Annotated in this window: 21 protein-coding genes; 9 read left to right on the top strand and 12 right to left on the bottom strand. The window is 69.5% G+C overall.

Annotated elements, in window-relative coordinates; genetic code table 11:
- Positions 1-90: 90 nt before the first annotated feature.
- On the top strand, positions 91-366 hold the full coding sequence (locus Q0599_RS01255; RefSeq protein ID WP_298824527.1) for a winged helix-turn-helix domain-containing protein: 276 nt from the start codon (positions 91-93) through the stop codon (positions 364-366).
- Positions 367-370: 4 nt separating this feature from the next.
- Here the strand turns inward: Q0599_RS01255 and Q0599_RS01250 are convergent, their stop codons facing one another.
- From Q0599_RS01250 to Q0599_RS01235, 4 genes are all read right to left on the bottom strand, one after another.
- On the bottom strand, positions 371-784 hold the full coding sequence (locus Q0599_RS01250; RefSeq protein WP_298824524.1) for a hypothetical protein: 414 nt from the start codon (positions 782-784) through the stop codon (positions 371-373).
- A 65-nt stretch (positions 785-849) separates the two neighbouring features.
- The gene (locus Q0599_RS01245) at positions 850-1722 is read right to left on the bottom strand and encodes a ParA family protein (protein ID WP_298824521.1); all 873 of its coding nucleotides are present in this window, start codon (positions 1720-1722) and stop codon (positions 850-852) included.
- A 92-nt stretch (positions 1723-1814) separates the two neighbouring features.
- Positions 1815-3236 (bottom strand): DUF5666 domain-containing protein, encoded by a 1422-nt coding sequence (locus Q0599_RS01240; protein WP_298824519.1) that lies wholly within the window; start codon positions 3234-3236, stop codon positions 1815-1817.
- Entirely contained in the window at positions 3233-4147 is a 915-nt protein-coding gene (locus Q0599_RS01235; RefSeq protein ID WP_298824517.1) for a DUF6502 family protein, read from the bottom strand. Before Q0599_RS01235 ends, Q0599_RS01240 begins: the two co-directional genes overlap by 4 nt.
- 156 nt (positions 4148-4303) lie before the next feature.
- On the opposite strand from Q0599_RS01235, the gene Q0599_RS01230 reads away from it, so the two are divergent.
- From Q0599_RS01230 to Q0599_RS01210, 5 genes are read left to right on the top strand one after another with little or no spacing between them, the layout of a single operon-like run.
- Positions 4304-5200 carry a hypothetical protein gene (locus tag Q0599_RS01230; protein ID WP_298824514.1) on the top strand — a complete coding sequence of 299 codons (897 nt, stop codon included), beginning with the start codon at positions 4304-4306 and terminating at the stop codon, positions 5198-5200.
- 11 nt (positions 5201-5211) lie between these two features.
- Positions 5212-7071 (top strand): cytochrome C, encoded by a 1860-nt coding sequence (locus Q0599_RS01225; RefSeq protein WP_298824511.1) that lies wholly within the window; start codon positions 5212-5214, stop codon positions 7069-7071.
- Complete coding sequence (locus Q0599_RS01220) at positions 7068-9521, top strand: cytochrome c3 family protein (RefSeq protein ID WP_298824508.1); 2454 nt, start codon at positions 7068-7070, stop codon at positions 9519-9521. Before Q0599_RS01225 ends, Q0599_RS01220 begins: the two co-directional genes overlap by 4 nt.
- 3 nt (positions 9522-9524) lie before the next feature.
- Positions 9525-12089, top strand: coding sequence for a hypothetical protein (locus Q0599_RS01215; RefSeq protein WP_298824505.1), 2565 nt, complete (start codon positions 9525-9527; stop codon positions 12087-12089).
- A 21-nt stretch (positions 12090-12110) separates the two neighbouring features.
- Positions 12111-13400 (top strand): NAD(P)-binding domain-containing protein, encoded by a 1290-nt coding sequence (locus tag Q0599_RS01210; protein ID WP_298824503.1) that lies wholly within the window; start codon positions 12111-12113, stop codon positions 13398-13400.
- A 15-nt stretch (positions 13401-13415) separates the two neighbouring features.
- Here the strand turns inward: Q0599_RS01210 and Q0599_RS01205 are convergent, their stop codons facing one another.
- The 7 genes from Q0599_RS01205 to cysK form a co-directional block, all read right to left on the bottom strand.
- Positions 13416-13607 (bottom strand): hypothetical protein, encoded by a 192-nt coding sequence (locus tag Q0599_RS01205; RefSeq protein ID WP_298824500.1) that lies wholly within the window; start codon positions 13605-13607, stop codon positions 13416-13418.
- 63 nt (positions 13608-13670) lie between these two features.
- Entirely contained in the window at positions 13671-14348 is a 678-nt protein-coding gene (locus Q0599_RS01200) for a hypothetical protein (protein ID WP_298824498.1), read from the bottom strand.
- 28 nt (positions 14349-14376) lie between these two features.
- Positions 14377-14919, bottom strand: coding sequence for a phasin family protein (locus Q0599_RS01195; RefSeq protein ID WP_298824496.1), 543 nt, complete (start codon positions 14917-14919; stop codon positions 14377-14379).
- A 139-nt stretch (positions 14920-15058) separates the two neighbouring features.
- On the bottom strand, positions 15059-16675 hold the full coding sequence (locus Q0599_RS01190; protein WP_298824495.1) for a GGDEF domain-containing protein: 1617 nt from the start codon (positions 16673-16675) through the stop codon (positions 15059-15061).
- A 14-nt stretch (positions 16676-16689) separates the two neighbouring features.
- Positions 16690-18135 (bottom strand): two-component system sensor histidine kinase CreC, encoded by a 1446-nt coding sequence (gene creC, locus Q0599_RS01185; protein WP_298824493.1) that lies wholly within the window; start codon positions 18133-18135, stop codon positions 16690-16692.
- The gene (creB, locus tag Q0599_RS01180) at positions 18132-18833 is read right to left on the bottom strand and encodes a two-component system response regulator CreB (protein WP_298824490.1); all 702 of its coding nucleotides are present in this window, start codon (positions 18831-18833) and stop codon (positions 18132-18134) included. The genes creC and creB overlap by 4 nt, the downstream gene beginning before the upstream one ends.
- Positions 18834-18906: 73 nt before the next feature.
- Positions 18907-19827 (bottom strand): cysteine synthase A, encoded by a 921-nt coding sequence (gene cysK / locus Q0599_RS01175; RefSeq protein WP_298824488.1) that lies wholly within the window; start codon positions 19825-19827, stop codon positions 18907-18909.
- A 48-nt stretch (positions 19828-19875) separates the two neighbouring features.
- On the opposite strand from cysK, the gene hemE reads away from it, so the two are divergent.
- Both hemE and Q0599_RS01165 read left to right on the top strand, forming a co-directional pair.
- Positions 19876-20979, top strand: a complete 1104-nt coding sequence (gene hemE / locus Q0599_RS01170) for a uroporphyrinogen decarboxylase (RefSeq protein WP_298824486.1) — start codon at positions 19876-19878, stop codon at positions 20977-20979.
- A 365-nt stretch (positions 20980-21344) separates the two neighbouring features.
- Positions 21345-23399, top strand: coding sequence for a primosomal protein N' (locus tag Q0599_RS01165; protein WP_298824484.1), 2055 nt, complete (start codon positions 21345-21347; stop codon positions 23397-23399).
- 8 nt (positions 23400-23407) lie between these two features.
- Here the strand turns inward: Q0599_RS01165 and Q0599_RS01160 are convergent, their stop codons facing one another.
- Positions 23408-24055: a YecA family protein gene (locus tag Q0599_RS01160; protein ID WP_298824482.1), complete on the bottom strand. Its 648-nt coding sequence runs from the start codon at positions 24053-24055 to the stop codon at positions 23408-23410.
- A gap of 381 nt (positions 24056-24436) precedes the next feature.
- On the opposite strand from Q0599_RS01160, the gene Q0599_RS01155 reads away from it, so the two are divergent.
- A complete protein-coding gene (locus Q0599_RS01155) occupies positions 24437-25957 on the top strand; it encodes a CoA-acylating methylmalonate-semialdehyde dehydrogenase (RefSeq protein ID WP_298824480.1) in 1521 nt (506 codons plus the stop codon).
- Positions 25958-26093 lie beyond the last annotated feature (136 nt).

Raw genomic sequence — 26093 nt, 5'->3', positions numbered from 1 at the left:
TGACGCCTCCCAGGCCACCTCCCGACAAGGGGCCCCGCGGGGCCCCTTCTTCATGCACGCTTAAGCGTGCACGGTGAAACTGCCCGCCCCATGGGCGGACAGATCTCGATCGACATGGCGCAGGGCAGCGTCATCCGCGACGGCGAAGCCGTGGCGCTGACGCCTCTGGAGTGGCGTGTCGTGGCGCAGCTGGCCGATGCGGCCGGCCGCGCGGTGACGCGCGCCGAGATCGCCCGACTGATCGGCGGCGAGGCCGGCGAGGCGAGCGACAACGCCGTGGCGGTCCACCTCTACAACCTGCGCCGCAAGCTCGGTCGGCATGCGATCGAGACCATCCGCGGACGCGGCTTCCGGTTGCGCGGCTGAACCATCAGCGCGACGTGTAGCCACGCGCATCCATGCAGGCCAGCGTGGCGCGGTGGAAGACGCTCGCGTCGGCCATCGCCGAAGGCTGCGTGGTGGCCCAGCGGTTGCACTCCTGGCGGTCCGCCTCGAGTTGCGCGGCACTCTGGCCGCTGCGCGGATAGAAGATCGGATCAGGCTGCGCCTTCACCGGCGGCGGGGCGGCCTCGGGCGGCTCGGCGTAGGCGACCGGCGGCGCGGCGACCACCGGTGCCGGATAGGCAGACCAGGGGCTCGGGTAGGGGCCGAGGTAGAGCGGCACGCCGATGCCGATGCTCACGCCACCCCACCAGCGGCCGTGCCGGCCGTGCGCCTGCGCCGCCTCGGCCGCGAGCAGGGAGGTGGCGACGGCGACCAGGACGAGGCAGCTTCGGCGCAGCATGGCAATCTCCTTCGCGGGCTCGCGGAAGACCCGCCGGGCCCCATTCTGAACCTGGCCGAGCGGCGCTAGAAGTCGCGTTGCAGGCTTCTTCGTGTCGGCCGGTGACCGAGCCAATCGACGATCCGGCCCAGCAGCCCGGGGGATCGACGCGGCCCTTCCAGCACGTCCAACGGGACTTGCGCGGTCGCGGGCGAGAAACTCGGCCTGGGTCCGCCGCGCGCCGCGGCAGCGTCGGGGCCAAGCGCCGCAGCACGCGGCGGCGGTTCAGCCCGTTCGGGCTGCGCCATGCGCGGGGGCTGGAACACCGGCAGCAGCCAGTCGAGGATGGGCTGCCACTGCTCGAGGTCGGCCTGCACGCGAGCGGCAGGCAGGTCGAACACCGTCAGGCCCTGTTCCGCACAGCGCACGTAGGTCTGCGTTTCGCGCAGCATGCCGATGAAGGGCAGGCCGAGCGCATCGGCCCAGCCGCGCAACGCCTGCTCGCCGCGGGTGCGCGCATCGATGCGCATGCCGACCGCCGCCACCTTGCATCGGCCACTGGCCACGCGAGGCAGCTGCTTCAGCTCGGCATAACAATCGGCGGCAGACTCGCGGTCGAACACCGAATTGCAGACGGGAAGCAGAAGGGCATCGGCCGTCATCACCACCTTGGCAAGGTCCAGGCCGCGCAGGCCGCCCGGCGTGTCGAGCACGACATGCGTGACGCCGGCCGGCGGCCGCAGCACGTTGCGCGGATCGGCCGACCAGCCGACGATGGCGCGACCACGCACGCCGGCATGCCCGCCTCGGCGCTTCAGCCAGGCTTGTGCGGAACCCTGGAAGTCGACGTCGCCAAGCATCGCGGCGCGCCCGGTGGTGGCGCACCACGCCGCGAGGTGCGTGGCCAGCGTCGACTTGCCGCTGCCACCCTTGCGATTGACGACTGCGACGACGGGCATGGGCGGAGGTTTGCGCCCATTAAACCACCCCGCGACACCTCGGCGACTGCGGAAGATCGCACGGAAAACGCCCGTTTCTTGGCCCGCAACGATCAGTTGTCGCGCTCGACCCCGACCTTCTTCGCCACCAGCACGCCGTCGACCCACCGGCCCTCGACCTCCACGCGCTGACCGTCCAGGGTGGCGACGGTGATGTTCTCGAAGTAGGTGACATCGCTCCAGCGCACGGGGATGGGCGCACCGCTGAGGGGGGTCAGCACGAAGCTCCCCGCTGCGGCGTCCACCGTGCCGGCCACGCCCTCGCGCTCGACGGTGGCATCGCCGGGCTCGTCCTCGCACTGCACCGACTTCGCAATCACGCCGGTCGGTCCGAGCGCACCCTCGACGGAGACAAACTGCCCGTCAGCGAGCGTTTCCGCGCAGCCCTCGATCTCGGCGGCAGCGGCATCGACCGCAACACCGCGCACGCTGAAGCGCAGGGCCAGCAGATCGAGGCCGTCGACGTTGCCCTTCAGTTCGGCTTCGGCCTCGTTGCGACCATCGCGCACCCGCACGGCCGTGGCCCGCACCGAACGGTCGGCCTGCAGCGTGCCGCGCACCTGCACGTAGCGCCCATCGACCAGCGCGCTCGCTTCCGGCTGCACGACGGCATCGGCGTAGTGGACGGCCGTGCCGCCGAGGTCGAAGCGCCGGCCCGACGCGTCCAGCAGGCCGATCACGCCACTGAGGGCGACTTCGGCGCCGGACTCGCCGAGTTCTCGCACGCGCACCTGCGCTGCACGCACCAGCGTGGCGGCACCGGCAGCACGCACCAGCGAATCCGCCGGAGCGAGCACCGAGACCCGCTCGCCATCCGCAAGCACATGCCCGGCCGGCAGCAGCACGGCCGAGGTGGTGTCGATGCGCAAAGTGCCGAGCCGGAAGCCGCCGGCATCGATGTTGCCGGCCAGCCCCGCGAGTTTCAGGAAGCGCGGCACCTCGGCGCGGCGCTCGACCCGTGTCGCCTGGATCGAGAAGCCGTTCGCGCTGCGCACGATGAAGCCGTGGACCTCGACGGCGTCGCCGGGCTGCACCGCGGCGAGGCCGGTGTAGCCGCCGGCGAACTGCGTCACCGGACCGCGCGTGGCATCGGCGTTCACCTCGACCGTCTGGCCGAGCATCGAGAGTCCATCCGGTTCCTGGACCGCCTCGACCGCCCCGACCAGCGCGGCGTCGACCTGCATGCGCCGAACCCCGCCGGAGGCATCGACTTCGACCTCGACACGCTCGCCCAGCCGCGCCTCGGTCTGCGCCTGCACGCCCGGCTCGGTCTCGGCGAAGATGGCGACCTCGCTGTCGTCGAATCGATCACCGTCGACGATCACACTGCCGAAGCCGTTCACCGTGCCTTGCGCCACGCCAGCGCTCATGCCCGTGCCGCCGGAGCCCACACCGCCGCCGCAACCGGTCACCACCGCCAGGCCGATAGCGGCACACCATGCCGCCAGCTGACCCGGGACGCCCCTGACACTCATTTCGTCCTCCCGCCGCGCGGCCGGCGCGCCTTCGGCGCGGGCGCAGCCTCGGGCTTGCCGACCTGCGGCTCGCTGTAGAAATAGACGCCAAAGCGCATGCGCTGCTGCTCTCCCTCCGGCACACGAGCGTCGGCCGCGACACGCTTGCGCGCCTCCTTGACCATCATCTCGAAGGCCTCCTGCCAAGCCGCGCGTGCGTGCTCGTGCAGCAGATCCACCGATTCGGCCCCCAGACCATCGGCGAATACGCTCTGCTCCAGGTAACGGGGTGCATCGAGGGTCAAGTTGTGCACGGCCGCCGCCATGTGGTCGGCGGCGTTGGCCGAGAACAAGGCCGTCAATTGATCCAGTCTGCTCCCGGGCACGAACGCAGTGCTGACCGGGATCAACAGTTCACCCTCCACGGCGACGAGGCCCAGGCGCAGGAGTTCCTCCATCACCGTGCGCGGATGCACGTCCAGCGACACCTCGCGGGCCAGTGTCTCGAAGGTGATGCCGGCGCCGGTGCGCGGCAAGGCACGCGGCGCACCGTCACGGCCGCGGTAGCGCTTCTCGGACAGCCAGCGCGTGTAGACCTGCGACGCCAACGGCACACCGCGCGGGCGCACGGCGGCGGCATCGGCCGGCCGCTCCGAGATCACGCGCACATCCTTGCGGTGCACGCCCGAGAGCACGCTGAGCGAGGAGTAGGTGGGCTGAGCGCCGGTGCGCTCGAGCTCGGCACGCGCCGCGTCGACGAACACCGTCTTCAGGAGGTCGGCCAGCGCGCCGTAGGACACGCCGCTGCGCAGCAGCCAGCGAGCCACCGGCGCGAGCAGCACGGCCGCCTCGCGCAAGGCCAGGGCGGCATGCTCCTCGCTGGGCACGGGCAGCGCAGGCGGCTGGGCGGGAGCCGGGCGTGATCGATTCATCGGGAGGGTTCGCGCTTGGCATGGGATCGTATCCCACACGGGCTCGCACGCGGGCGCGAAGGCACATCCGGCAAGCGACCCACACGAATTGTTGCGATTTTGTGGGAAACCTTCCCATAGCATGCCCCTGATGTCTTCCTGCCCTTTCCCCGTCCCATGAGCAGCGGTCTGCAAGCCACCGTGCCGGCGCGCGCCGCGTCGCCCACGACCGGGCCGCGACGCCCTTCCAGCGATGTCTGGGTCTACCTGCTGATCGGCGTACTCGTCGGTGCGGCTTGGTGGGTGACGCGACGCAGCTGGTTCAAGGCCGGCGACGACGTCGGCTACTGGATCGGCGTGGCCGGCGGCACGATGATGCTGGCCCTGTTCAGCTATCCGCTGCGCAAGTACCTGCGCCCGCTGCACCGACTGGGCAAGGTCAAGTGGTGGTTCCTCGCCCACATGGTGCTCGGCATCGGCGGTCCCGTGCTGATCCTGCTGCACTCGACCTTCCGCGTCGGCTCGCTCAATGCGGCGGTGGCGATGTACAGCATGCTGGTGGTGGCCGGCAGCGGCGTGGTCGGGCGCTTCATCTACTTGCGCGTGCACCGCGGGCTGTCGGGACAGAAGACGAGCCTGCAGCAACTGCAGTCGCGCGCGGGGCTGGATGCCTCGGAGGCGCGCTCACGGCTGCACTTCGCGCCCAAGGTCGAGGCGCGCCTGCTCGCCTTCTCCGATCGGCAACTCGGCGCAAAGCCCGGCTGGGCGTGCTGGTTTCGCCAGGTGTTCGTGCTGCCGCTGCAGATGTGGATCGTCTACTGGCGCTGCGCCGCAGGGCTGCGCGGCCCGCTGCGCGAGCTCGCGCGGCGCCGCCAGTGGACCCGCGACGAACTGGCGCAGCGGCGCCGCCTCGCGCGCAAGCTGGTGCGCCGCTATGTCGTCGGCGTCGTGCGCGTCGCCCAGTTCACGGCCTACGAGCGCATGTTCGCGCTGTGGCATGTGCTGCACACGCCGTTCGTCTACGTCCTCGTGATCAGCGCCGTGGTGCACGTGATCGCGGTGCACGCCTACTGAGAAAGAGGCGGATGGCGCCATGGACCGGCTCCCTGCGACGCTTCGCCTGCCGCGCGCTGGCCCTGCTGTGCCTCGCGCTGGCGACGACAGCTGCGGTGCGTGCGCAATCTCTCGAATCCGTGCTTTCCCCGGGAAAGGTCATCCAGGGCCACGCCAAGTGGGAGGACGACTGCAAGTCCTGCCATGTCAGGTTCGATCGTGCCGCGCAGGACCGGCTCTGCATGGACTGCCATAAGGACGTCGGCCAGGACGTGCGCGCCAAGGCGGGCTTCCACGGCCGCATGAAGCCGCAGGCCTGCAACGAGTGCCACACCGACCACAAGGGGCGCGGCGCGCGGATTGCCGCGTTCGACACCCAGCGATTCGACCATGCGCAGACCGACTATCCGCTGCGCGGCAAGCATGGACGGACCGACTGCGCCAAGTGCCACGAGCCGGACAAGAAGTGGCGTGCCGCGGCCACCGAGTGCAACGCCTGCCACCGCAAGGACGACGTGCACAAGGGAGCGCTGGGTCCGAAGTGCGCCGACTGCCACTCCGAGAACAACTGGAAGGAAGCGCGCTTCGATCACTCGAAGTCGCGCTTCGCGCTCGAGGGCAAGCACGTCGACACCGCGTGCGGCGACTGCCACAGGAACAAGGCCGACTACAAGGACACGCCACGCACCTGCATCGGCTGCCACAGGAAGGACGACGACGGCAGGAAGGGGCACAAGGGCCAATTCGGCGAGAAGTGCGAGAGCTGCCACAACGCCAAGGCCTGGAAGCCCTCGACCTTCAACCACGACATCGACACCAAGTACGTCCTGAAGGGCAAGCACCGCAGCACCAACTGCGGCGACTGCCATACCGAACCGTTGTACAAGACGAAGACAGCGACCGACTGCTTCGGCTGCCACAAGAAGGACGACAAGCACGACGGCACGCTGGGCAAGGACTGCGGTGCCTGCCACACCGAGCGCGACTGGAAGGAAAAGGCGAAGTTCGACCACGACAGGACGGACTTTCCGCTGCAAGGCAAGCACGACGAGATCAAGTGCGACGCCTGTCACAAGAGCAAGCTGTTCAAGGAGGCGCCCAAGACCTGCATCGGCTGCCACAGGAAGGACGACAAGCACGAGGCCACGCTCGGCGAGGCGTGCAGCGACTGCCACGGCGAGCGCGACTGGAAGACGACCAAGGGTCGCTTCGACCACGACAAGACGAAGTTCAAGCTTCGCAACGCGCATGCCGCGGCAAAGGTCAAGTGCGATGCCTGCCACCAGGACCTGAAGCGCTTCCGCAAGACGGCCACCGAGTGCTATGCGTGCCACCGGAAGGACGACAAGCACGATGCGCAGCTCGGCCGGCAGTGCGAGAGCTGCCACACCGACCGAGACTGGAAGGTTCCCGGCTACGACCACAACAAGACTCGCTACCCGCTGCTGGGCAGGCACGTGAAGGTGGCCTGCAAGGACTGCCACGCGACGCCGCGCTACCGCGACGCGGCCAAGGACTGCTGGTCGTGCCACAAGAAGGAGGACAAGCACAAGCTGGTCTTCGGCACGAAGTGCGAGAGCTGCCACAACGCGCGCGGCTGGGCCATCTGGGACTTCGACCACGATCGGCGCAGCAGCTACCGGCTCGAGGGCAAGCACCGCAAGGCGGCCTGCGAGGCCTGTCACGTGAAGCCTGCGCCGGAAGGCAAGGGCTTCACGGCGCTGCCCTCGGATTGCCTGTCCTGCCATCGCAAGGACGACGTGCACGACGGCGGATTCGGCATGCGCTGCGCGCAGTGCCACGTCGCCGACGACTGGAAAAGGGTCACCACCCGCGGGCTGCGCAGCAGCACCCCGCCCGACCGATCACGCTGGCTGGGATGGCTGCAATGAACACGTTTGCCTGGGTCCGGCGTCTGCTGGCGCTGACATTGCTCGTCGCGAGCACGCTCGCGATGGCGCAGGGCGCGCCCGCGTCGCGCAACTTCGACCACATCAAGACCGGCTTTCCGCTGACCGGCCAGCACCTCTACGAGCGCTGCGAGTCCTGCCACGTCAACGGCATCTTCAAGGGAACGCCGCGCGACTGCGCGAGCTGCCATACGCCAGGCACACGCTGGTCGCGCAACAACGTGGTCAAGGGCCAGAACCACATCCCGACACAGCTCGCCTGCGACAGCTGCCACAACACGCGCACCTACGCGGGCGCGCGGTTCAATCACGTCGGCGTGGCGCCAGGGACCTGCTCGACCTGCCACACCGGCGCGATGGCATCCGGGAAGCCCGGCAACCACATCCAGACGACGGCCTCCTGCGACACCTGCCACAAGACCAGCGCGTGGACTCCGGCCTCCGGCTTCGATCACAGCGGCGTCGTGCCCGGTACGTGCGCGACCTGCCACAACGGCTCGCGCGCCACCGGCAAGAACGCGACGCACGTTCCCGTGGGCGCCACCAGCTGCGACGCTTGCCACCGCACGGGCGGCACCTGGAAGCCGAGCTCCTTCAACCACACGCAGGTGACGACGCCCAACCAGTGCGCGAGCTGCCACACCGGCAGCTTCCCGCCGGCAGGCGGACGTCGGGCCAACCACATCCCCTACCAGTCGCTGGCGGGCGTGGCGATCGCCAATTGCGATACCTGCCACAAGGCCGGCTTCGCTTCTTGGACGCCGGCGAGGTTCCATGCGTCGGTGTCGGTCAGCAACCAGTGCGCCACCTGCCACACCGGCAACTTCCCGCCGGCCGCCGGCAAGCCCAACACGCCGATCCACAGCGGCCAGACGGTCTGCGAGAACTGCCACAAGTCGACCGCGAGCTGGGCCTCGGCCCGGGTCGACCACAGCACCTTCACCGCCGCCACCAACTGCGCCAGCTGCCACAACGGCAGCACCGCCACGGGCAAGACCGCGACACACGTCCCGGTCGGCGCCACCAACTGCACCAGATGCCACAGCACCTCGACCTGGAAGCCGAGCTCCTTCAACCACAGCCAGGTCACGGTGGCCAGCCAGTGTGCCAGCTGCCACAACGGCGCCTATCCGCCGGCCGATGGCCGCACCGCCACGCACATCCCCTACCAGTCGCTCAGCGGCGTCGCGATCACCAACTGCGACAGCTGCCACAAGCAGGGCTACGTGGCCTGGAGCGGCGCGCGCTTCCACAGCTCGGTGACGGTGACCACGCAGTGCGCCAGCTGCCACACCGGCAGCTATCCGCCCGCCGTGGGCAAGCCCAACACGGCCATCCACCAGGGCGTGACGGTCTGCGAGAGCTGCCACAAGTCGACCGCGAGCTGGGCCTCGGCCCGGGTCGACCACAGCACCTTCACCGCCGCCACCAACTGCGCCAGCTGCCACAACGGCAGCACCGCCACGGGCAAGACCGCGACACACGTCCCGGTCGGCGCCACCAACTGCACCAGATGCCACAGCACCTCGACCTGGAAGCCGAGCTCCTTCAACCACAGCCAGGTCACGGTGGCCAGCCAGTGTGCCAGCTGCCACAACGGCGCCTATCCGCCGGCCGATGGCCGCACCGCCACGCACATCCCCTACCAGTCGCTCAGCGGCGTCGCGATCACCAACTGCGACAGCTGCCACAAGCAGGGCTACGTGGCCTGGAGCGGCGCGCGCTTCCACGGCTCGGTGACGATCAGCACGCAGTGCGCCAGCTGCCACACCGGCAGCTATCCGCCGGCGGTGGGCAAACCGAACAACACCACGCACGCGAGCGTCACCGGCAACTGCGAGAGCTGCCACAAGTCGACCGCCTCCTGGGGCACGGTGACCTTTGCCCACACGGCCGCCAACGCCGTCGGGACAGGCACCTGCGACACCTGCCACAACGGCACCACGGCCAAGGGCAAGTCGGCGACGCACATCCCGGTGACCACCGGGCCGACGAAGTGCGACTCCTGCCACCGCTCGCAGACCAGCTTCGCCACCTCTGTGACGATGAACCACACGGTGGTCGCGGCCACTTCGTGCAAGACCTGCCACAACGGCGCCTACACGGGCGAGGGAACGGTGGGCGCGCTGGCCAAGCCGATCAACCACATTCCCGAGGCCACGCAACTGCTCAACGGCGCGGCGATGGACTGCAAGGCCTGCCACAGCGGCACTTCGGTCTGGACGACCGTGACCATGAACCACAACGGCAGCCAGGGCAGCGGCGCCGGCTGGTGCAAGGGCTGCCACCAGAGCGGCACGGCCTACCTGGGCAACATGGAACGCATGCCGCTGAACCACCGCAACCGGACGCCGGCCCCGATTGACTGTTCCGAGTCCAGCTGCCACCGGCCGCTGGGACGCTTCGGCACGCCTTACACCAAATGGAACTGACGCTTGAAGCCTGACCTCGCCTTGCGCCGACTCGTCGCGCCGATCGCCCTGCTGGCTGCCGCGGGCGCCCACGCGCAGCTCATCGACGACGTCGAGTTCCGCCGCGACGGCGCCGACGCCATCCTGCAGGTGCGCTTCGTCACGCCGGTGGTGTTCCGGCGCGCCCTGCTGGCCCAGAGCGGTGACTCCGTGCAGATCCTCTACGACCTGGTGGACGCGCGCGAGGCCCAGAAGGTCGTGCCGTCCGAACGGCGGGTGAAGGGCGGCGGCGACATGCCGGACTTCATCGTCAGCGACGAGAGCCCGTCGCGGGCCGGACCCGGGCGGCGCCTCGCCGTGCGCCTGAGCCAGCCGGCTCAGCTGCGCGCGCGCGCGGGCAGCGGCAACCGCACCATCGAACTCGTGCTGCCGGGGTTGGGCGCGGCGATTCCCGTGTCGGTGAAGTCACAGGCCGCGCCAGCGAGAAGCTCCGGCTTCCAGATCACGCTGCAACAGTCGGACAACCCCAACATCCAGCTCGACACGCCCATTCCCGCGGCGCTGCAGCGCTACCAGGTGTTCACCGGCAAGCGCCAGGTCGACGGCCGCACCGTGCACGAGGTCAGCCTCGGCTACTTCGATACGCTGGTCGAGGCGGAGAACGCTCGCCAGGTGCTGTTGCGCCGTTTCCCAGCGGCAACGCTGGTGGCGTTGAGCCCGCCTCCTGCTCCTGCTCCTGCTCCTGCTCCTGCTCCTGCTCCTGCACCGGCCGCCCAGCCGGTCCAGGCGTTGCCCGTGGCGCCCCCCGCGGCTGCGGCGTCCGCTGCCCCGGCACCCAGCGTTGCGGCGGTACCGCTGCCTCCCATCCCGGCGCCGGCCGAGGTCGAGGCGCAGGCCACCGCGCTGCTCGCCGCCGCGAAGGCCGCTGATGCCGCCGGCGACAGCGGCACGGCGCTGGACAAGCTCAACACGCTGCTCAACCTGCCGGCCAATGCCACGACGCGCGAAGCGCAGGCGCTGGCCGGCGACATCCGTGCCAAGACGGGCGACACGGTGCGGGCACGGGCCGAGTACGAGACCTTCCTGCAGCTGTATCCGACCGGCGCTGACGCCGACCGCGTGCGCGCCGCGCTCGCCCGGCTGCCCGTCGCCGCCCCCACTCCCAAGGTGGAGCCCCAGCCCGCGGCCCGGGCCGCCGCGGAGCCCACCTCGACCATCGCCGGCTCGGCGGGCGTTTTCTACTACGGCGGCGCCTCGAAGGTGCGTACCCAGGAGTTCCAGGATTCGCCGATCAGCGGCCTCCCCGAGCAGACCAGCGACAACACCTTGTCCGGCGTCGACCAGAGCCTGCTGCTGACCAACGTCGACCTGAACTGGCGCTACCGGGATGCCGACACCGACATGCGCTTCGTATTCCGCGACGCCTACTCGGCCGACCTGAAGAACAGCGCGAAGAGCAAGAACCGCCTGTCGGCGCTGTACTTCGAGCACCGCGCGCTGAAAGCCGGCACGCAGGTGCGGCTGGGCCGCCAGTCGCCGACCGGCGGCGGCATCCTCAACCGCTACGACGGCCTGCAGGCCGGCTACACCTTCGCGCCCAAGTGGCGCATCAACGCTGCCGCCGGCGTGCCCACCGAGAAGCTGCTGGACAGCAAGCGCAGCTTCTACGGCCTGTGGATCGACGCCGACGCGCTGACGCCGCAGATCGGAGGCAACCTCTACTTCAACCGTCAGCTGATCGACAACCAGATCGACCGCAGCGCGGTCGGCAGCGAGATGCGCTTCTTCAGCGGCGGTGTCTCGGCCTTCGGCATCGTCGACTACGACACCGAGATCCGCGGCCTGAACATCGCCTCGCTGCAGGGCACCTGGCAGTGGCAGGACAACACCGTCATCAACGTGCTGGCCGACCGCCGCAAGACACCGCTGCTCGCGCTGGGCAACGCGCTGTTCTTCCAGAACCCGAACCTCGGCGTGCAGGCCGCCAGCATCAAGGATCTGCTCGTGACCACGCCGCTGGATCAGCTGCGCGACATCGTGCGTGCCACGACCTCGAACACCATCCAGGGTCTGCTGGGCTTCACCACGCCGATCAACCCGCGCTGGCAGGCGGGCGCCGACATCCGCCTGACCGACGTCGGCGAGATCCTGCCGGTGGTCGACATCCTGCCCTTCGGCCAGGGACGCAACCGCAGTGCCTCGGTGGGTGGACAGCTGATCGGCACCAACCTCTACTCCGGCCGCGACACCCACGTGGTGACGCTGTCGGTGCTGCGCGGCACCAGCTACAGCCTGAACAACGTCACGCCACCGTCGAGCTACAACGGCTTCCTGGTCAGCTACAACAACTCGTCGCAGGTGACCGAGCTGCTGCTGCTCGAGCCCTCGCTGCGCATCTACCGCCAGAGCGACAGCGCCGGCATCCAGCAGACGCGCTGGAGTCCGGGGCTGCGCGCCACTTACCGCGTGCTCAAGCAACTCTCGCTCGAGTCGGAACTCAGCGGCGAGTACGGCAAGGCGAGCGGGCCGAACCGCGACGAAACGGCGAGCCGGCTCTTCTACTACCTCGGCGGCCGGTACGACTTCTGAGCCCGCAACGCGCGGCCGACGATGAACTACACCTACCTGTATCTCGCCACGATCGCGCTCGCGGTCGGTCTCTACGTGCGCCGGCAGCGCTCGATCCAACAGCAGCACGCCGAGGAGCTGAAGCAGGCCCTCGCCGCCGGACTCGGCGAGCCACCCTCGCTGCACCCCGTGATCGACACGGCGCGCTGCATCGGTTCGGGCTCCTGCGTGCGCGCCTGCCCCGAGGAGGCGCTGGGCATCGTCGGCGGCAAGGCGGTGCTGAAGAACGGTTCGGCCTGCATCGGTCACGGTGCCTGCCTGACCGCCTGCCCGGTGGAGGGCATCACGCTGGTGTTCGGCACCGAGAAGCGCGGCATCGACATTCCGCATGTCAGCCCCGACTTCGAGACGAACGTGCCGGGCATCTTCATCGCCGGCGAGCTCGGCGGCATGGGCCTGATCCGCAAGGCCGCCGAACAGGGCCGCCAGGCGATGGACGCGGTCCGCAGGCGAACCAAGGGCACGCACGACCTCGACGTGCTGATCGTCGGCTGTGGCCCGGCCGGGCTGTCTGCCGGACTCGCCGCGATCCAGCACCAACTGCGCTACCGCGTCATCGAGCAGGAGGAATCACTCGGCGGTGCGGTCTACCACTATCCGCGCAACAAGATCGCGATGACCGCGCCGGTGCAGCTCGCGCTGGTGGGCAAGGTGAGGTTCGGCGAGGTCAGCAAGGAGCAGCTGCTCGAGTTCTGGCAGGACGTGGTGAAGCGCACCGGGCTGCAGGTCTCGTTCCGCGAGCGCCTCACCGGCATCGAGCGGCGCGGCGACGGTTTCGTCGTTCAGACCGACCGCGGCAGCTTCTCGACCCGCTCGGTGCTGCTCGCCATGGGCCGGCGCGGCACGCCACGCAAGCTCGACGTGCCCGGCGAGGAGTCGTCCAAGGTGGTGTACCGCCTGGTCGACGCCGAGCAGTACCGCGGCCGGCACGTGCTCGTGGTGGGCGGCGGCGACAGTGCGCTGGAGGCCGCCATCGCGCTGGGCGAACAGCCCGACTGCACCGTGGCACTGTCCTATCGCAGCGACGCGTTCTCGCGTGTCAAGGCGAAGAACCGCGATCGTCTCGAGGAGCTGCATGCGGCCGGCCGCGTGCAGGTGCTGCTGCGCTCGAAGGTGATTTCCATCGAGCAGCGCGGCGTGAACCTCGAGCATGACGGCCGCCCGCTCGCGCTGCCCAACGACGCTGTGATCGTCTGCGCCGGCGGCGAACTGCCGACGCCGCTGCTGCGCCAGGTGGGCATCCGCTTCGAGACCAAGTTCGGCACCCGCTGAGCGCGCCTGAGAGGCCTACTCCAGGCTGTCCCAGAACCGGTCGTCGGCGAGTGCCTGCGCCTCCTCGCGCGTCTCGCAGGCCGACGAGGCCCAGTCCCACTCGGGCTCGATGGACTCGATCTCCGCCTCGCTGAAGACGCGGTATTCGTACTGCTCAGTCGCGCTGCCCCCGGCAGCAATCGCACGCTTGGCCACGAACCACGGCATACCCATCCCCCGTCAGACTCCCCGGGGGTTTACGCAGGCTGCGGCCAGCCTATTCCGGGTCCGTCAGAGACCCAGCAATTCGGGCGTGGGCAGCAAGTCGAAGTCGGTCGCCTCGCGCAGGCGGCGGCGCGCCTGCGCCTTGCCGACGCGCCGCACCAGCAGGCCGACCTGATCGGCGAGCTCACCGCCGGCACGCGCCCGAGGCATCAGGCGCTGGAGCAGCTCATCGAGGGTCTGTACCGATTCCTCCTCGCCGAGACTGAGCAGGAGGATGTGACAGAGGCAGGCCACCAGGGCGGATTCGCTGCAGGCGGCGTCGAGTTGCTGCACCGACAGTGCGAACTGCGGACCTTCGATGCCGTTCTCGCGCAGCGCGGTCAGCGCAGGGCCCAGGCCGGCCAGGCCATGTTCGGGGTCCGGCGCATGGCGCAGCAGTTCGGCCAGCACGCGGACGAAGCGCGAACGCGCGTCCAGCGGCTGCTCGCGGCGCAGACTCTGGCAGGGTCCGGAGTGCGTCTCGTCGATGTGGCCCTCGGAACCGATGCGCAGGATGTCGAGATAGAGATGAAGCGCGTCCACGCCGGGCAGGTCGGCGAGCTTCACAATCAGCGCGCCGGCGCGGTAGCCGGGCAGTTCGGGCGTGCCGATCCAGCCGTCGTGGTCCGCACCGTGTCCTCGGCGCCACGGCAGGTTCGCCGTGGCGCCGAAGCCCGTGTACTGCGCGCGACCGAGGGAGCTCATGCTGCGCCCTCCAGCCAGCGGGTCCGCGTCAGGCGGCGCGACGGCCCTTGCCGGCGGCCGGCTTGGCCACGGCGCTGAGCGTCACGAGGTTGGCTTCGGCGGCGCCGACGGCCTGCTTGGCGGCCTTCTGCACGCTGTCGAAGGCATCGTTGGCTGCCGAGACCGCCGCCTTGGCGAGCATCACGGCGTTCTCCGAGCCGGCCGGGGCGTTCTTCGCCGCGGCTTCGACCAGCGCGACGAACTTCTTCTGCGCATCGGCAGCGCCGGCTTCGCCGACCTTGCTGAACTCGGACTGCACGCCGGCGATGATGTCGTACAGCTTGCGGCCATAGGCGCCAGCCTTCTCGGTGGACGGCTGCAGCAGTTCGGCCTGCAGCGCGAACAGCGACTGCACGTCCTTGGCGGACAGCACCGCCTGCGCCTGCGCGCTCGCTTCGGCCAGTGCGGCCTTGGTGGTGTCGAGGTTCAGCACGACGAGCTTCTCGGTGGCCTCGATGCCGGTGGCGGTCAGGCCCACCAGGGTGGCGAGCTGGGCCTTCTGGGCGGCGGCGAATTGTTCGTTGGTCAGCATGGCAGCTTCCTTGGGATGGTGGTGGAGGAGAATTTTTGCTGCAGTGCAGCATGACTCCACTTTAGCGGGCCTCCGGCGGAATGCAAGCACTTTTTGCTGCGCTGCAGCAAAGTAGGTGGAAACCTCTAGCCGGCCGAGTTCAGGCGCCCAGCACGAGCCGGTTGCGACCGGCCTGCTTGGCTGCCAGCAGGGCCTCGCTGGCGCGCTGCAGCAGGGTCAGAGGGCCGTCCGCTCCCACCGCCAGCTGCGCCACGCCCACGCTGGCGGTGAGTGGCACGCGGCGCTGGTCGAGGCTGCGGATGTCCGCCGCGGCGACATTGCGGCGCACCCGCTCGGCCACGCGAGCCGCGCTGTCCAGATCGGTGTCGGGCATGACGAGGCAGAACTCCTCGCCGCCGTAGCGTGCCAGCCAGTCGGTCAGGCGCACGCTGCTGCGCGCGATCTCGGCGAAGCGGCGCAGCACCTGGTCGCCGGTCGGGTAGCCGTAGGTGGCGTTGACGTCGTGGAAGTGGTCGAGGTCGACCAGGGCGATGGTCAGCGCCCGGCCATGCTTGCGCGCGGTCTCGAGTTCGCGTGACAGGCGGGCGTCGAAGTAGCGGCGGTTGTGCAACTGCGTCAGCGCGTCCTGGTTGGCCTCGCGCCGCGCAGCCTCGACGAGGCTGCGGCCCATGTGGGTGACCAGCGTGGTCATGCGCTCGGTCATCACGCGGGTGACGTTCTCGAAGTGACGCACGTAGAGGTCGCGCTCCTCGCCGCCCGAGGACTCCTGCAGTGTCTCGTACGAGACGAGCCGGTTGCGCCCTTGCCCCTTGGCCTCGTACAGCGCCACGTCGGCCTGGTTCATCAGGTCGGCGAAGGTCGAGCGCTCGCCGACGAAGGCCAGGCCCGCGCTGGCCGTGACGGCCATGCGCTGCGTGGCCTCGCCGTCCAGCGGCGCTGCCGCGGTGTCGTCGAAGCGGTTGACGAGGCGCTCGAAGGCCGCGCCGGCTGCCGCCGCAGCCGCCGGCGCGTAGAAGGCATGCTCGGCCAGCTTCTGCAGCATGCGCTGCACGTCCGCCACCGCGGTGGCGCGGTCGTAGCGCGAGACGAGTGCGACGAACTCCTCGCCGCCCCAGCGTGCCAGGCGGTCGTTCGGTGCCATCTCGGCGAGCAGCAGCGCCGCCGCCTCGCGCAGCACCTGGTCGCCGGCCTGGTGGCCGAAACGGTCGTTGATCTGCTTGAAGTGATCGAGGTCGAACAACACGACGGCGCGGCAGTCCTGCGACGGCGTGCTGCCCAATTCCTGCGCCAGCTGCGCCTGCCAGCGCTTGCGGTTGGGCAGCCCGGTGAGCTCGTCGCTGAACTCGAGCGACTGCAGCAGCGCCTCACCGCCGGCATGCTTGAGCAGCCGGGCCAGGCGCAGCACGAGCAGTTCGACGGGGCGCAGGCCGCGAACCACGTCGTCGCGTGGCTTGATGAACTCGAGCGCGTCCACCTCCTGCTCGGCGCTGCTGGCAACGATCAGCGTCGGCCGCGCATCCATGACGTACTCGCGGCGCAAGCGTCGCGAGTCGGCGAACAGATCGGCCTGCAGCACGCGCAGCTCGGCCTCGGGCGGCAAGGTCGTGCCGGCGACACAGGTGACGACGCGGAATCCCTGCGCACGCAGCGGCGCGAGCAGGGGCTCGTCCTCGTAGCCCTCGTGGGGCAGCACCCAGGCGATCGTCTTCGCGTCCACGCGTGCGGCCCCTCCCGACAGGCCCGAATCCAGCAGCATAGCCGCGCACCTGCTCAGGCCGGCGGCGCGTCGATCCGGGGCAGCGACAGCGTCGCCACCGCGCCACCGCCCTCGCCGTTGCGCAGGGAGATCCGGCCGTGGTGCAGCTCGGCGATCTCCTTGGCGAAGGACAGGCCCAGGCCGGTGCTCTTCTTCGCCGTCGCCGGGCGTGCCAGCGAATAGAACTTCTCGAACACGCGCGCATCCGCGTAGTCGGGGATGCCGGGGCCCTGGTCGCGCACGACCACGTCGACGCTGCGCGAGCGCGCATGCAGCTCGATGCGCACCACGCCACGCTCGGGAGAGAAGTCCAGCGCGTTGGCCAGCAGGTTGCCGACGGCGCGTCGCAGCAGGAAGGCTTCGCCTTCCACCCAGGCCGGCTCGGGAGCCGCGAACTCGACGCGGATGCCGCGCGCCGCGCCGCTGGCCTCGGCGCTGGCCGCCAGTTCCTCGAGCAGCGGGCGCAGCGCCACCGCCTCCACCTTCGGCAGGCGGCGCCGCTGCTCCAGCGCGGCGAGCTCCATCATGCGGTCGACCAGTTCCTGGATGCGCTGCGTCTCGCGCTCGATGTTGGCGGTGAAGCGCTGGCGGTCGGCAGCGGGCATGCCGGGCTCGTGCAGCAGCTCGGCGGCACCGCGGATTGCTGACAGCGGACTCTTCAGTTCGTGCGTCAGCGTCTGCACGTAGTCGGCCACGTCGTTGCGGCCGGCCAGCGCGTCGCGCAACTCGCCATAGGCAGCGCCCAGCGTGCCGAGCGCGCGCCGCCCGAGACGCGGCAGGCTGAAGGAACGCTGCGCGCGAACGTAGCGCACGAAGTCGGAGATCAGCCCGAAGGGCCGCACCAGCCACAGCGACAGGATCAGCGCCAGCACCAGGACTGCCGCCACCGAGGTGAGCCCGACCACCATGGTCTTGCGCCGCGCCGCGGCCACGAACTGGTTCAGGCTCTGCACCGGCTTGCCGACGCTGACCACACCGACGATCTCGCCACCGGCGCGCACCGGCGCCGAGACATACATCACCGAGCTCAGCTCGTCACCGGGGATCTTCGGCGTCGTACGCGCGCGGTACTGCCCGGCCAGCGCGGCGCGCACGTCGCGCCACTGCGAGAAGTCCTCGCCCTCGCGCTGGCCGATGGAATCGAACAGCACGATGCCGTCGCGGCCAATGACCAGCGCCTGCAGCTCGACGCCGGTCTTCTCGAACCCGAAGATGCGCGCCGAAAAGCTGCGCGCATACAGGCTGCGGAACACCGGGCGCAACTGCTCGGCGTCCATCCTGCCCTCCGCACTGTGCTGCTCGACCTGGGCGGCCAGCAGGTGCGCCGTCTCCACCAGCGACTCCTCGGCCGACTCGCGGTAGCGCGGGTCGATATCGGCGAGCAGCCGGTACATCAGCAGGCCGACCCCGAGCGCGTACGCGAGCAGGATGCCGGCGAAGACGATGGTTCTTCGCTTCACAAGCTCGCCGGCAGGTCCTCCGCCAGCGCGTAGCCACTGCCGCGGTGCGTGCGGATCGGGTCGAGCCTCGGCGCCACCGCCTTCAGCTTGGCGCGCAGCATCTTCACGTGGGCGTCGACGGTGCGGTCCAGGCTCTCGCTGCGCTCGTCCCAGACCTTGTCGAGCAGCACGTCGCGGCTGTAGACGTGGCCGGGGCGCTCGACCAGGGTCTTCAGCAGGCCGTACTCGTAACGGGAAAGTTCGAGCGTCTGTCCGTAGAAGCGGATCTGGCGACGCCCTTCGTCCACCTGGAACGGCAATGCCGGCGCGGCCGGGGCGGGCGCGCGCGCGGCACGGCGCAGGATGCTGCGCAGCCGCGCCACCAGTTCGCGCGGCGAGAAGGGCTTGGCGACGTAGTCGTCGGCGCCGAGCTCGAGGCCGACGACGCGGTCGATCTCGTCGGCGCGCGCGGTGAGGAAGACCACCGGCACGTCGCTGAACGCGCGCAGCCGGCGGAACACCTCGAAGCCGTTCAGGTCGGGCAGGCCGACATCGAGGATCACCAGCGCCGCCGGCGCCTCGCGCTGCCGCGCCAGCCCCGCCTCACCGGTGGCCGCCCAGTGCGGCTCGAAGCCGTCGGTGCGCAGCGCGTACTGCAGCGTGTCGGCGATGCCCGGCTCGTCCTCGACGATGAGGACGCTCGGCTTCACGGTGTGCACGGCGCCGGGCCGCACGCGCGCGCGCGCGACGCCCTCGGGGGCTCGGACGCGGTACGCCGCGGACGCAGGGTCGTCATTCGGCGGGAAGGAATCCGTCGATGGAGAGGTAGCGCTCGCCGGTGTCGTAGTTGAAGCCGAGCACGCGGGCGCCGGCAGGCAGTTCGGCCAGCTTCTGCGCAATGGCCGCGAGCGTCGCCCCCGAGGAGATGCCCACCAGCATGCCCTCCTCGCGTGCACAGCGGCGCGCCATCTCGCGCGCCGCCTCCGCCTCGACCTGGATCACGCCATCGAGCACCTCGGTGTGGAGATTGGCCGGGATGAAGCCCGCGCCGATGCCCTGGATGGGGTGCGGGCTGGGCTTGCCGCCGCTGATGACGGGCGAAGCGGCCGGCTCCACCGCGAACACCTTCAGCGCCGGCCACTTCGCCTTCAGCACCTCGGCGCAGCCGGTCAGGTGGCCGCCGGTGCCCACGCCGGTGATCAGCGCGTCCAGCCCCTCGGGAAAGTCGGCCGCGATCTCCTGCGCGGTGGTGCGCATGTGCACGTCGACGTTGGCCGGGTTCTCGAACTGTTGCGGCATCCACGAATTCGGCGTGGCCGCCAGCAGTTCCTTGGCGCGCGCGATCGAGCCGTTCATGCCCTTCTCGCGCGGCGTCAGCTCGAAGCTCGCCCCATAGGCGAGCATCAGCCGGCGGCGTTCGACGCTCATGCTGTCGGGCATGACGAGAACCAGCTTGTAGCCCTTCACCGCGGCAACCATCGCCAAGCCCACGCCGGTGTTGCCGGAGGTGGGCTCGATGATCGTCGCCCCGGGCCGCAACGCGCCGGACGCCTCGGCGGCCTCGATCATCGACAGGGCGATGCGGTCCTTGATCGATCCTCCGGGATTGGCGCGTTCGCTCTTGATCCACACCTCGTGTGACGCGCCGAACAGGCGGTTGACGCGGATGTGCGGTGTGTTGCCGATGGTCTGCAGGATGGTGCTGGCGCGCATGGGCTTCTCCTCGGGGAACGGCCGGATTATGGGCGTGATAATCGGGTCATGTTCGCACCGCTCCAAAACGACAGCTTCCTGCGTGCCTGCCTGCGCCAGCCCACCGAACACACCCCCGTGTGGCTGATGCGCCAGGCCGGTCGCTATCTGCCCGAGTACCGCGACACCCGCGCCAAGGCCGGCAGCTTCATGGGCCTGGCCACGAACACCCAATACGCCACCGACGTGACGCTGCAGCCGCTGGAGCGCTATGCACTGGACGCGGCCATCCTGTTCAGCGACATCCTCACCGTACCGGATGCGATGGGGCTGGGCCTGAGCTTCGCGCTGGGCGAGGGCCCGCGCTTCGCGCATCCCGTGCGCGACGAAGCCGATGTCGCGAAGCTCGCCGTGCCGGACATGGACAGGCTGCGCTACGTGTTCGACGCGGTCACCTCGATCCGCACAGCGCTCAGCGGCCGCGTGCCGCTGATCGGCTTCTCGGGCAGCCCGTGGACGCTGGCCTGCTACATGGTCGAGGGCGCGGGATCCGACGACTACCGGCTGGTCAAGACGATGATGTACCGCCGGCCCGATCTGATGCACCGCATCCTGGCGATCAACGCCGACGCGGTGGCGCGTTACCTGAACACGCAAATCGACGCCGGCGCGCAGGCAGTGATGGTGTTCGACAGCTGGGGCGGCGTGCTCGCCGACGGTGCCTTCCAGGCGTTCAGCCTCGCCTACACGCGCCGCGTGCTGAAGCAGTTGAAGCGCGAGCACGGCGGAGCGCGCGTCCCGCACATCGTCTTCACCAAGGGCGGCGGCCTGTGGATCGAGGAGATCGCGGCCAACGTCGATGGCGTCGGGCCCGACGTCGTCGGCCTCGACTGGACGATGAACCTCGGGCAAGCGCGCCGGCGCACGGCCGACCGCGTGGCGTTGCAAGGCAACCTCGATCCGAACGTGCTGTTCGCCGACGCAGAGCAGATCCGCGCCGAGGCGACCAGGGTGCTGGAGAGCTTCGGAGCGCCGCGCAGCCCACAAGGGACGTACGGCGGGCATGTCTTCAACCTCGGCCACGGCATCAGCCAGCACACGCCGCCCGAAGCCGTATCGGTGCTGGTAGACACCGTCCACGAGGTCTCGCGGCGCCTGCGCACGGTCGCCTGAGCCCGGCGGACGCTTCCGGGCGTGCCGCGCCGAGTGAGTGAGCGCTCAGGGCTTGACTTATCCCCAAAAATGGATCTGTGCTCCGCCCCCTGCAACGCTATTGCGCCGCACCATCCCGAATCCGAGAAATCATCGCAAGTCATTGATTCCATTGAATGTTCAGTCGCGCTGAAAGTCCGGGCAGGAGAGTCCACTTCTTGGCGGATCAAGCATTTAGCGCGCCTTTGGGCAGGTTCTGCACAAAGTTATCCACAGGATGCGACGCTGGCTCGAAAAGCCTCGCTAAATCAGCAACTTGGCAGCACTCCTTCACACCCTTGTGAGGATTACTGCGCAACTTTCCGGTGACTGAATTCGTGACCCCCATGGTCCGCCTCCGGGTCGCGGTCGACACCCCTCAGCACGCCGGCCTGGGCGGCACGCTCGACTACCTGAGTGAGCAGCCGCTCTCTGCAGGAACATTGGTACGAGTGCCGCTGGGTCGGCGTGACCTGCTGGGCGTCGTGTGGTCCGGAGACGCCAGCGCGTGCGCCGAGACGGCGCTGAAGCCGCTGGCGGCCGTGCTGACCGAGTTGCCCCCGCTCGACGCCGCGTGGCGCGAGCTTGTCTCTTTTGCATCTGGTTACTATCAGCGAAGCATTGGCGAACTGGCCTTGTCGGTGCTGCCACCGGAACTGCACAAGCTCGACGGCGCGCAGATCGCGCTTCGCCTGCGCAAGCTGCACAAGGCGCGGGACGAGGCTCCCCCAGCAACGCCCCAGCCCGCGCCGCCGCCGAGCGCAGAGCAGGCCGAGGTGCTCGGCAGGCTGGAGGCAACACCCGCCAGCACGCCGGTACTGCTGCATGGCGTGACCGGCAGCGGCAAGACCGAGGTCTACCTGCATGCCGCCGCGCGCTCACTCGAGGCCGGGCGGCAGGCGCTGGTGCTGGTGCCCGAGATCAACCTCACGCCGCAGCTCGAGGCGCGCTTCGCGCAGCGCTTCGCCGGCCGGCGCATCGTCTCGCTGCACAGCGGCCTGACGCCGGCGCAGCGGTTGCGCAGTTGGCTCGCCGCGCACCTGGGCCTTGCCGACCTGGTACTGGGCACGCGGCTGGCCGTCTTCGCGCCGATGCCGCGGCTCGGGGTGATCGTCGTCGACGAGGAGCACGACCCTTCCTACAAGCAGCAGGAAGGCGCGCGCTATTCGGCACGCGACCTTGCCGTCTACCGCGCACGGCTGCAGGGCGCTCGCGTGCTGCTGGGCTCGGCGACACCCTCGCTGGAGAGCTGGCATCGCGCCAACGAAGGCCGCTACCTGCGTCTGGCCTTGCCCTCGCGCATCGGCGGCGCATCGTTGCCGCGCGTGCGGCTGGTCGACATGAATCAGCAACCGAAGGGGCAAGGGGCCGGCACGGCGCTCTCGCCGCCGCTCCTCGACGCGATCCGCCAGCGGGTGGCGCGCGGCGAGCAGAGCCTGGTGTTCCTCAACCGCCGCGGCTACGCGCCGGTGCTGCACTGCGCCGACTGCGGCTGGAAGAGCGGCTGCCCGCACTGCAGCGCCTGGCGCGTGTTTCACAAGCTCGACCGCACACTGCGCTGCCATCACTGCGGCTTCACCGAACGCGTGCCGCACGCCTGTCCGGACTGCGGCAATCTGGACATCGCGCCGATCGGCCGGGGCACCGAGCGGCTGGAAGAGCAACTGGCGCACTTGCTCGCCGGCGCGGACGGCAGACCCCCGCGCATCGCGCGCATCGACGCCGACAGCACGCGGCTGAAAGGCTCGCTGGAGGCCCAGCTCTGCGCCGTGCATGCCGGCGACGTGGACGTGCTGGTGGGCACGCAGATGATCACCAAGGGCCACGACTTCCGCCGCATCACGCTGGTGGCGGCGGTGAACCCCGACAGCGCGCTGTTCAGCAGCGACTTTCGTGCGCCGGAGCGACTGTTCGCGCTGCTCATGCAGGCCGGCGGGCGCGCCGGCCGCTCGGCCGACCAGGCGCAGGGCGCGGAGATGTGGGTGCAGACCTGGCATGCGCAGCATCCGCTCTATGCGGCACTGCGCCGACACGACTTCGCGGCTTTCGCCGAAGGGCAGCTGAAGGAGCGCGAATCGGCTGGCCTGCCGCCTTTCGCCCACCTCGCCATGCTGCGCGCCGACGCCAAGCAGGCCGAGGCCGCCCAGGCCTTCCTCGATGCCGCGGCGGCACTCGCGACCGACCTGCCCGACGCGCCGGCGGTGAGCGTCTACGCGCCAGTGCCGCTGCCGGTGGCGCGAGTGGCCGGCGTCGAACGCATGCAGATGCTGGCGGAGTCGCCCTCGCGTCCGGCGCTGCAGCGCTTCCTGGCAGCCTGGGTACCGGCCCTGCACGAGCTGCGCCGCGGCGGCGGCCACAAGGTGCTGCGCTGGGCCATCGACGTCGACCCGCTGAGCATCTGACGCGGAACTCAACGGCGCCGCGGCGGCGCGGGCACCGGTCGCGACACGTCGGCGAGCAACAGTGTGGCGCGCACCAGTTCCTCCACCGCCTCGGCGAGGTCGGCCGGCGGCTCGAGCGACTCCATCTCCTCGATCAGCTCATCGGCATCCTCGAGGTCGTCGGCATCGAGGTGGCGGTAGAGGAGGGCCAAGGGCTCGCGCAGCTTGTTCGCGTCCAGTGCCATGAGTTGCGGAAAGAGCTCCATGGCCGTCGCGAAACCGGCCACCCAGCCGTATACCGCCTCGCTCGGCGCGCTCTCGCCGTCGTGGTCCAACTCGAACACCCAGGGATCGAACCAGCGCCGTGCCTGGATGGCCGCATCGAGCTCCGCATGGCGGCGGCGTACCAGTGCATGCAGCCGCGTCGCATCGAAGCGCGCGGGCAGCGGACGGCCATCGGCATCGGTCGCGTGCGCGAGCCACGTGGCTTCGGCGACACGCCGCGGCTGCAACAACACGCCACAGAGGAAACCATCCAGCATGCTCACGTCGAGCGGGTCAAGCGGCGCGGGCACCTTGTCGAGCAGCGACTGCAACTCCACCAACTCGCGCTCTGTGAGCGCTTGCTGCGCAGCGACACGATGCGCTGTGGCGGGGACTTTGCGATGCGTGGCCATGCGCGATTGTGCGATGCCCACACCCCTCATGCGGGTATGTGCAAAGGGCACATCTCCTGCTAAGGGAAGTTCCCTCGTATTGGGGATGGCCCGCCAGGGAGTGCAGCCCTAGAGTCGCATCCATAGCTGTCACACGGGATCTTCAACAGATCGCGCGCTCAAAGGTCCATAACGCCCGACGCTCACGAGCCCGCTCGCGAGAGACCAAACAGGGTGAGAGACTGGCACCGCCCCCAACGACGTCCTTACTTGAGGACTTGACACAGCCCACCTGCTCACGCAGGTGGGCTTTTTTTTCCCATGTTTTGGGCGAGTGACCCGCCGCAAGCCCCTGTCTTCTCGATGCCCGACAATTCGTGTCTTGCCATCCAGGAGACTTGCATGGGCGCCCCCGAAGCCTTCACCGCCACCACCGAAGTGGGCCATTTCATCGCCGGCCGCGTCGAGTCGGGCACCGGCAGCCGCCGCCAGGCCGTCTACAACCCCGCCACCGGCGCGGTGGCACGCCAGGTCGTGCTGGCCAGCGCCGAAGACGTGAACACCGCCGTCGCTGCCGCGAAGGCCGCTTTCCCGGCCTGGGCCGACACGCCGCCGATCCGCCGCGCGCGGGTGATGAACAAGTTCCTCGAGCTGATGAACCAGCACCGAGACACGCTCGCCGCGATGATCACCGCCGAGCACGGCAAGGTGTTCACCGACGCGCAGGGCGAGGTCACGCGCGGCATCGACATCATTGAATTCGCCTGCGGCATCCCGCAGTTGCTCAAGGGCGACTACACCGACCAGGTCTCGACCGGCATCGACAACTGGACGTTGCGCCAGCCGCTGGGCGTGGTCGCCGGCATCACGCCGTTCAACTTCCCCTGCATGGTGCCGTGCTGGATGTTCCCGGTGGCGATCGCCTGCGGCAATGCCTTCATCCTCAAGCCCAGCGAGCGTGACCCCTCGCCCAGCCTGTTCATGGCCGAGTTGCTCAAGCAGGCCGGCCTGCCCGACGGCATCTTCAACGTCGTGCAGGGCGACAAGGTGGCCGTCGACACGCTGCTCAATCACCCCGACGTGAAGGCGCTGAGCTTCGTCGGCTCGACGCCGATCGCGCAGTACATCTACGAGACCGGCGCGCACCACGGCAAGCGCGTGCAGGCGCTGGGCGGCGCGAAGAACCACATGGTGGTGATGCCCGATGCCGACCTGGACCAGGCCGTCGACGCGCTGATCGGCAGCGCCTACGGCTCGGCCGGCGAGCGTTGCATGGCGATCAGCGTGGCGGTGCTGGTCGGCGACGTCGGCGACAGGATCGTCCCCATGCTCGCCGAGCGCGCGAAGGCTTTGAAGGTGAAGAACGGCATGCAGCTCGACGCCGAAATGGGCCCGATCGTCACCCGGCAGGCGCTCGAGCGCATCGAGGGCTACATCGACATCGGCGTGAAGGAAGGCGCGAAGCTGGTCGTCGACGGTCGCGGCCTCAGGGTGCCGGGCTTCGAGCAGGGCTTCTTCACCGGCGGCACGCTGTTCGACCATGTCACGCGCGACATGCGCATCTACAAGGAAGAGATCTTCGGCCCGGTGCTTGCCTGCGTGCGCGCACGCGACTTCGGCGAAGCCCTCGCGCTGGTCAACGACCACGAGTACGGCAACGGCGTGGCCTGCTTCACCAGCGACGGCAACGTGGCGCGCGAGTTCGCGCGGCGCGTGCAGGTCGGCATGGTGGGCATCAACGTGCCGATCCCGGTGCCGATGGCATGGCACGGCTTCGGCGGCTGGAAGAAGAGCCTGTTCGGGGACATGCATGCCTACGGCGAGGAAGGCGTGCGCTTCTACACCAAGCAGAAGAGCGTCATGCAGCGTTGGGCCAGCTCGACGCCCAAGGGCGCCGAGTTCGTCATGCCGACGTCGAAGTAGTGCGTCCCGCGCAAGAGGGGCGGCCTGCGGCATCAACCGTGCTTCGCGACATGTGCCGGCAGGGCCGCCCGCATGACCCTGATCGCCTAAAAGGTATTTAGGCCCAGATTTAGGGGGTGGCCCTTTGGCACCGCGC

This window comes from uncultured Piscinibacter sp. (genome assembly GCF_937952055.1).
Lineage (GTDB): Bacteria > Pseudomonadota > Gammaproteobacteria > Burkholderiales > Burkholderiaceae_C > Piscinibacter.
Note: the sequence above shows the minus strand (reverse complement) of the source record. Positions and strands in the feature narration are given on the sequence as shown.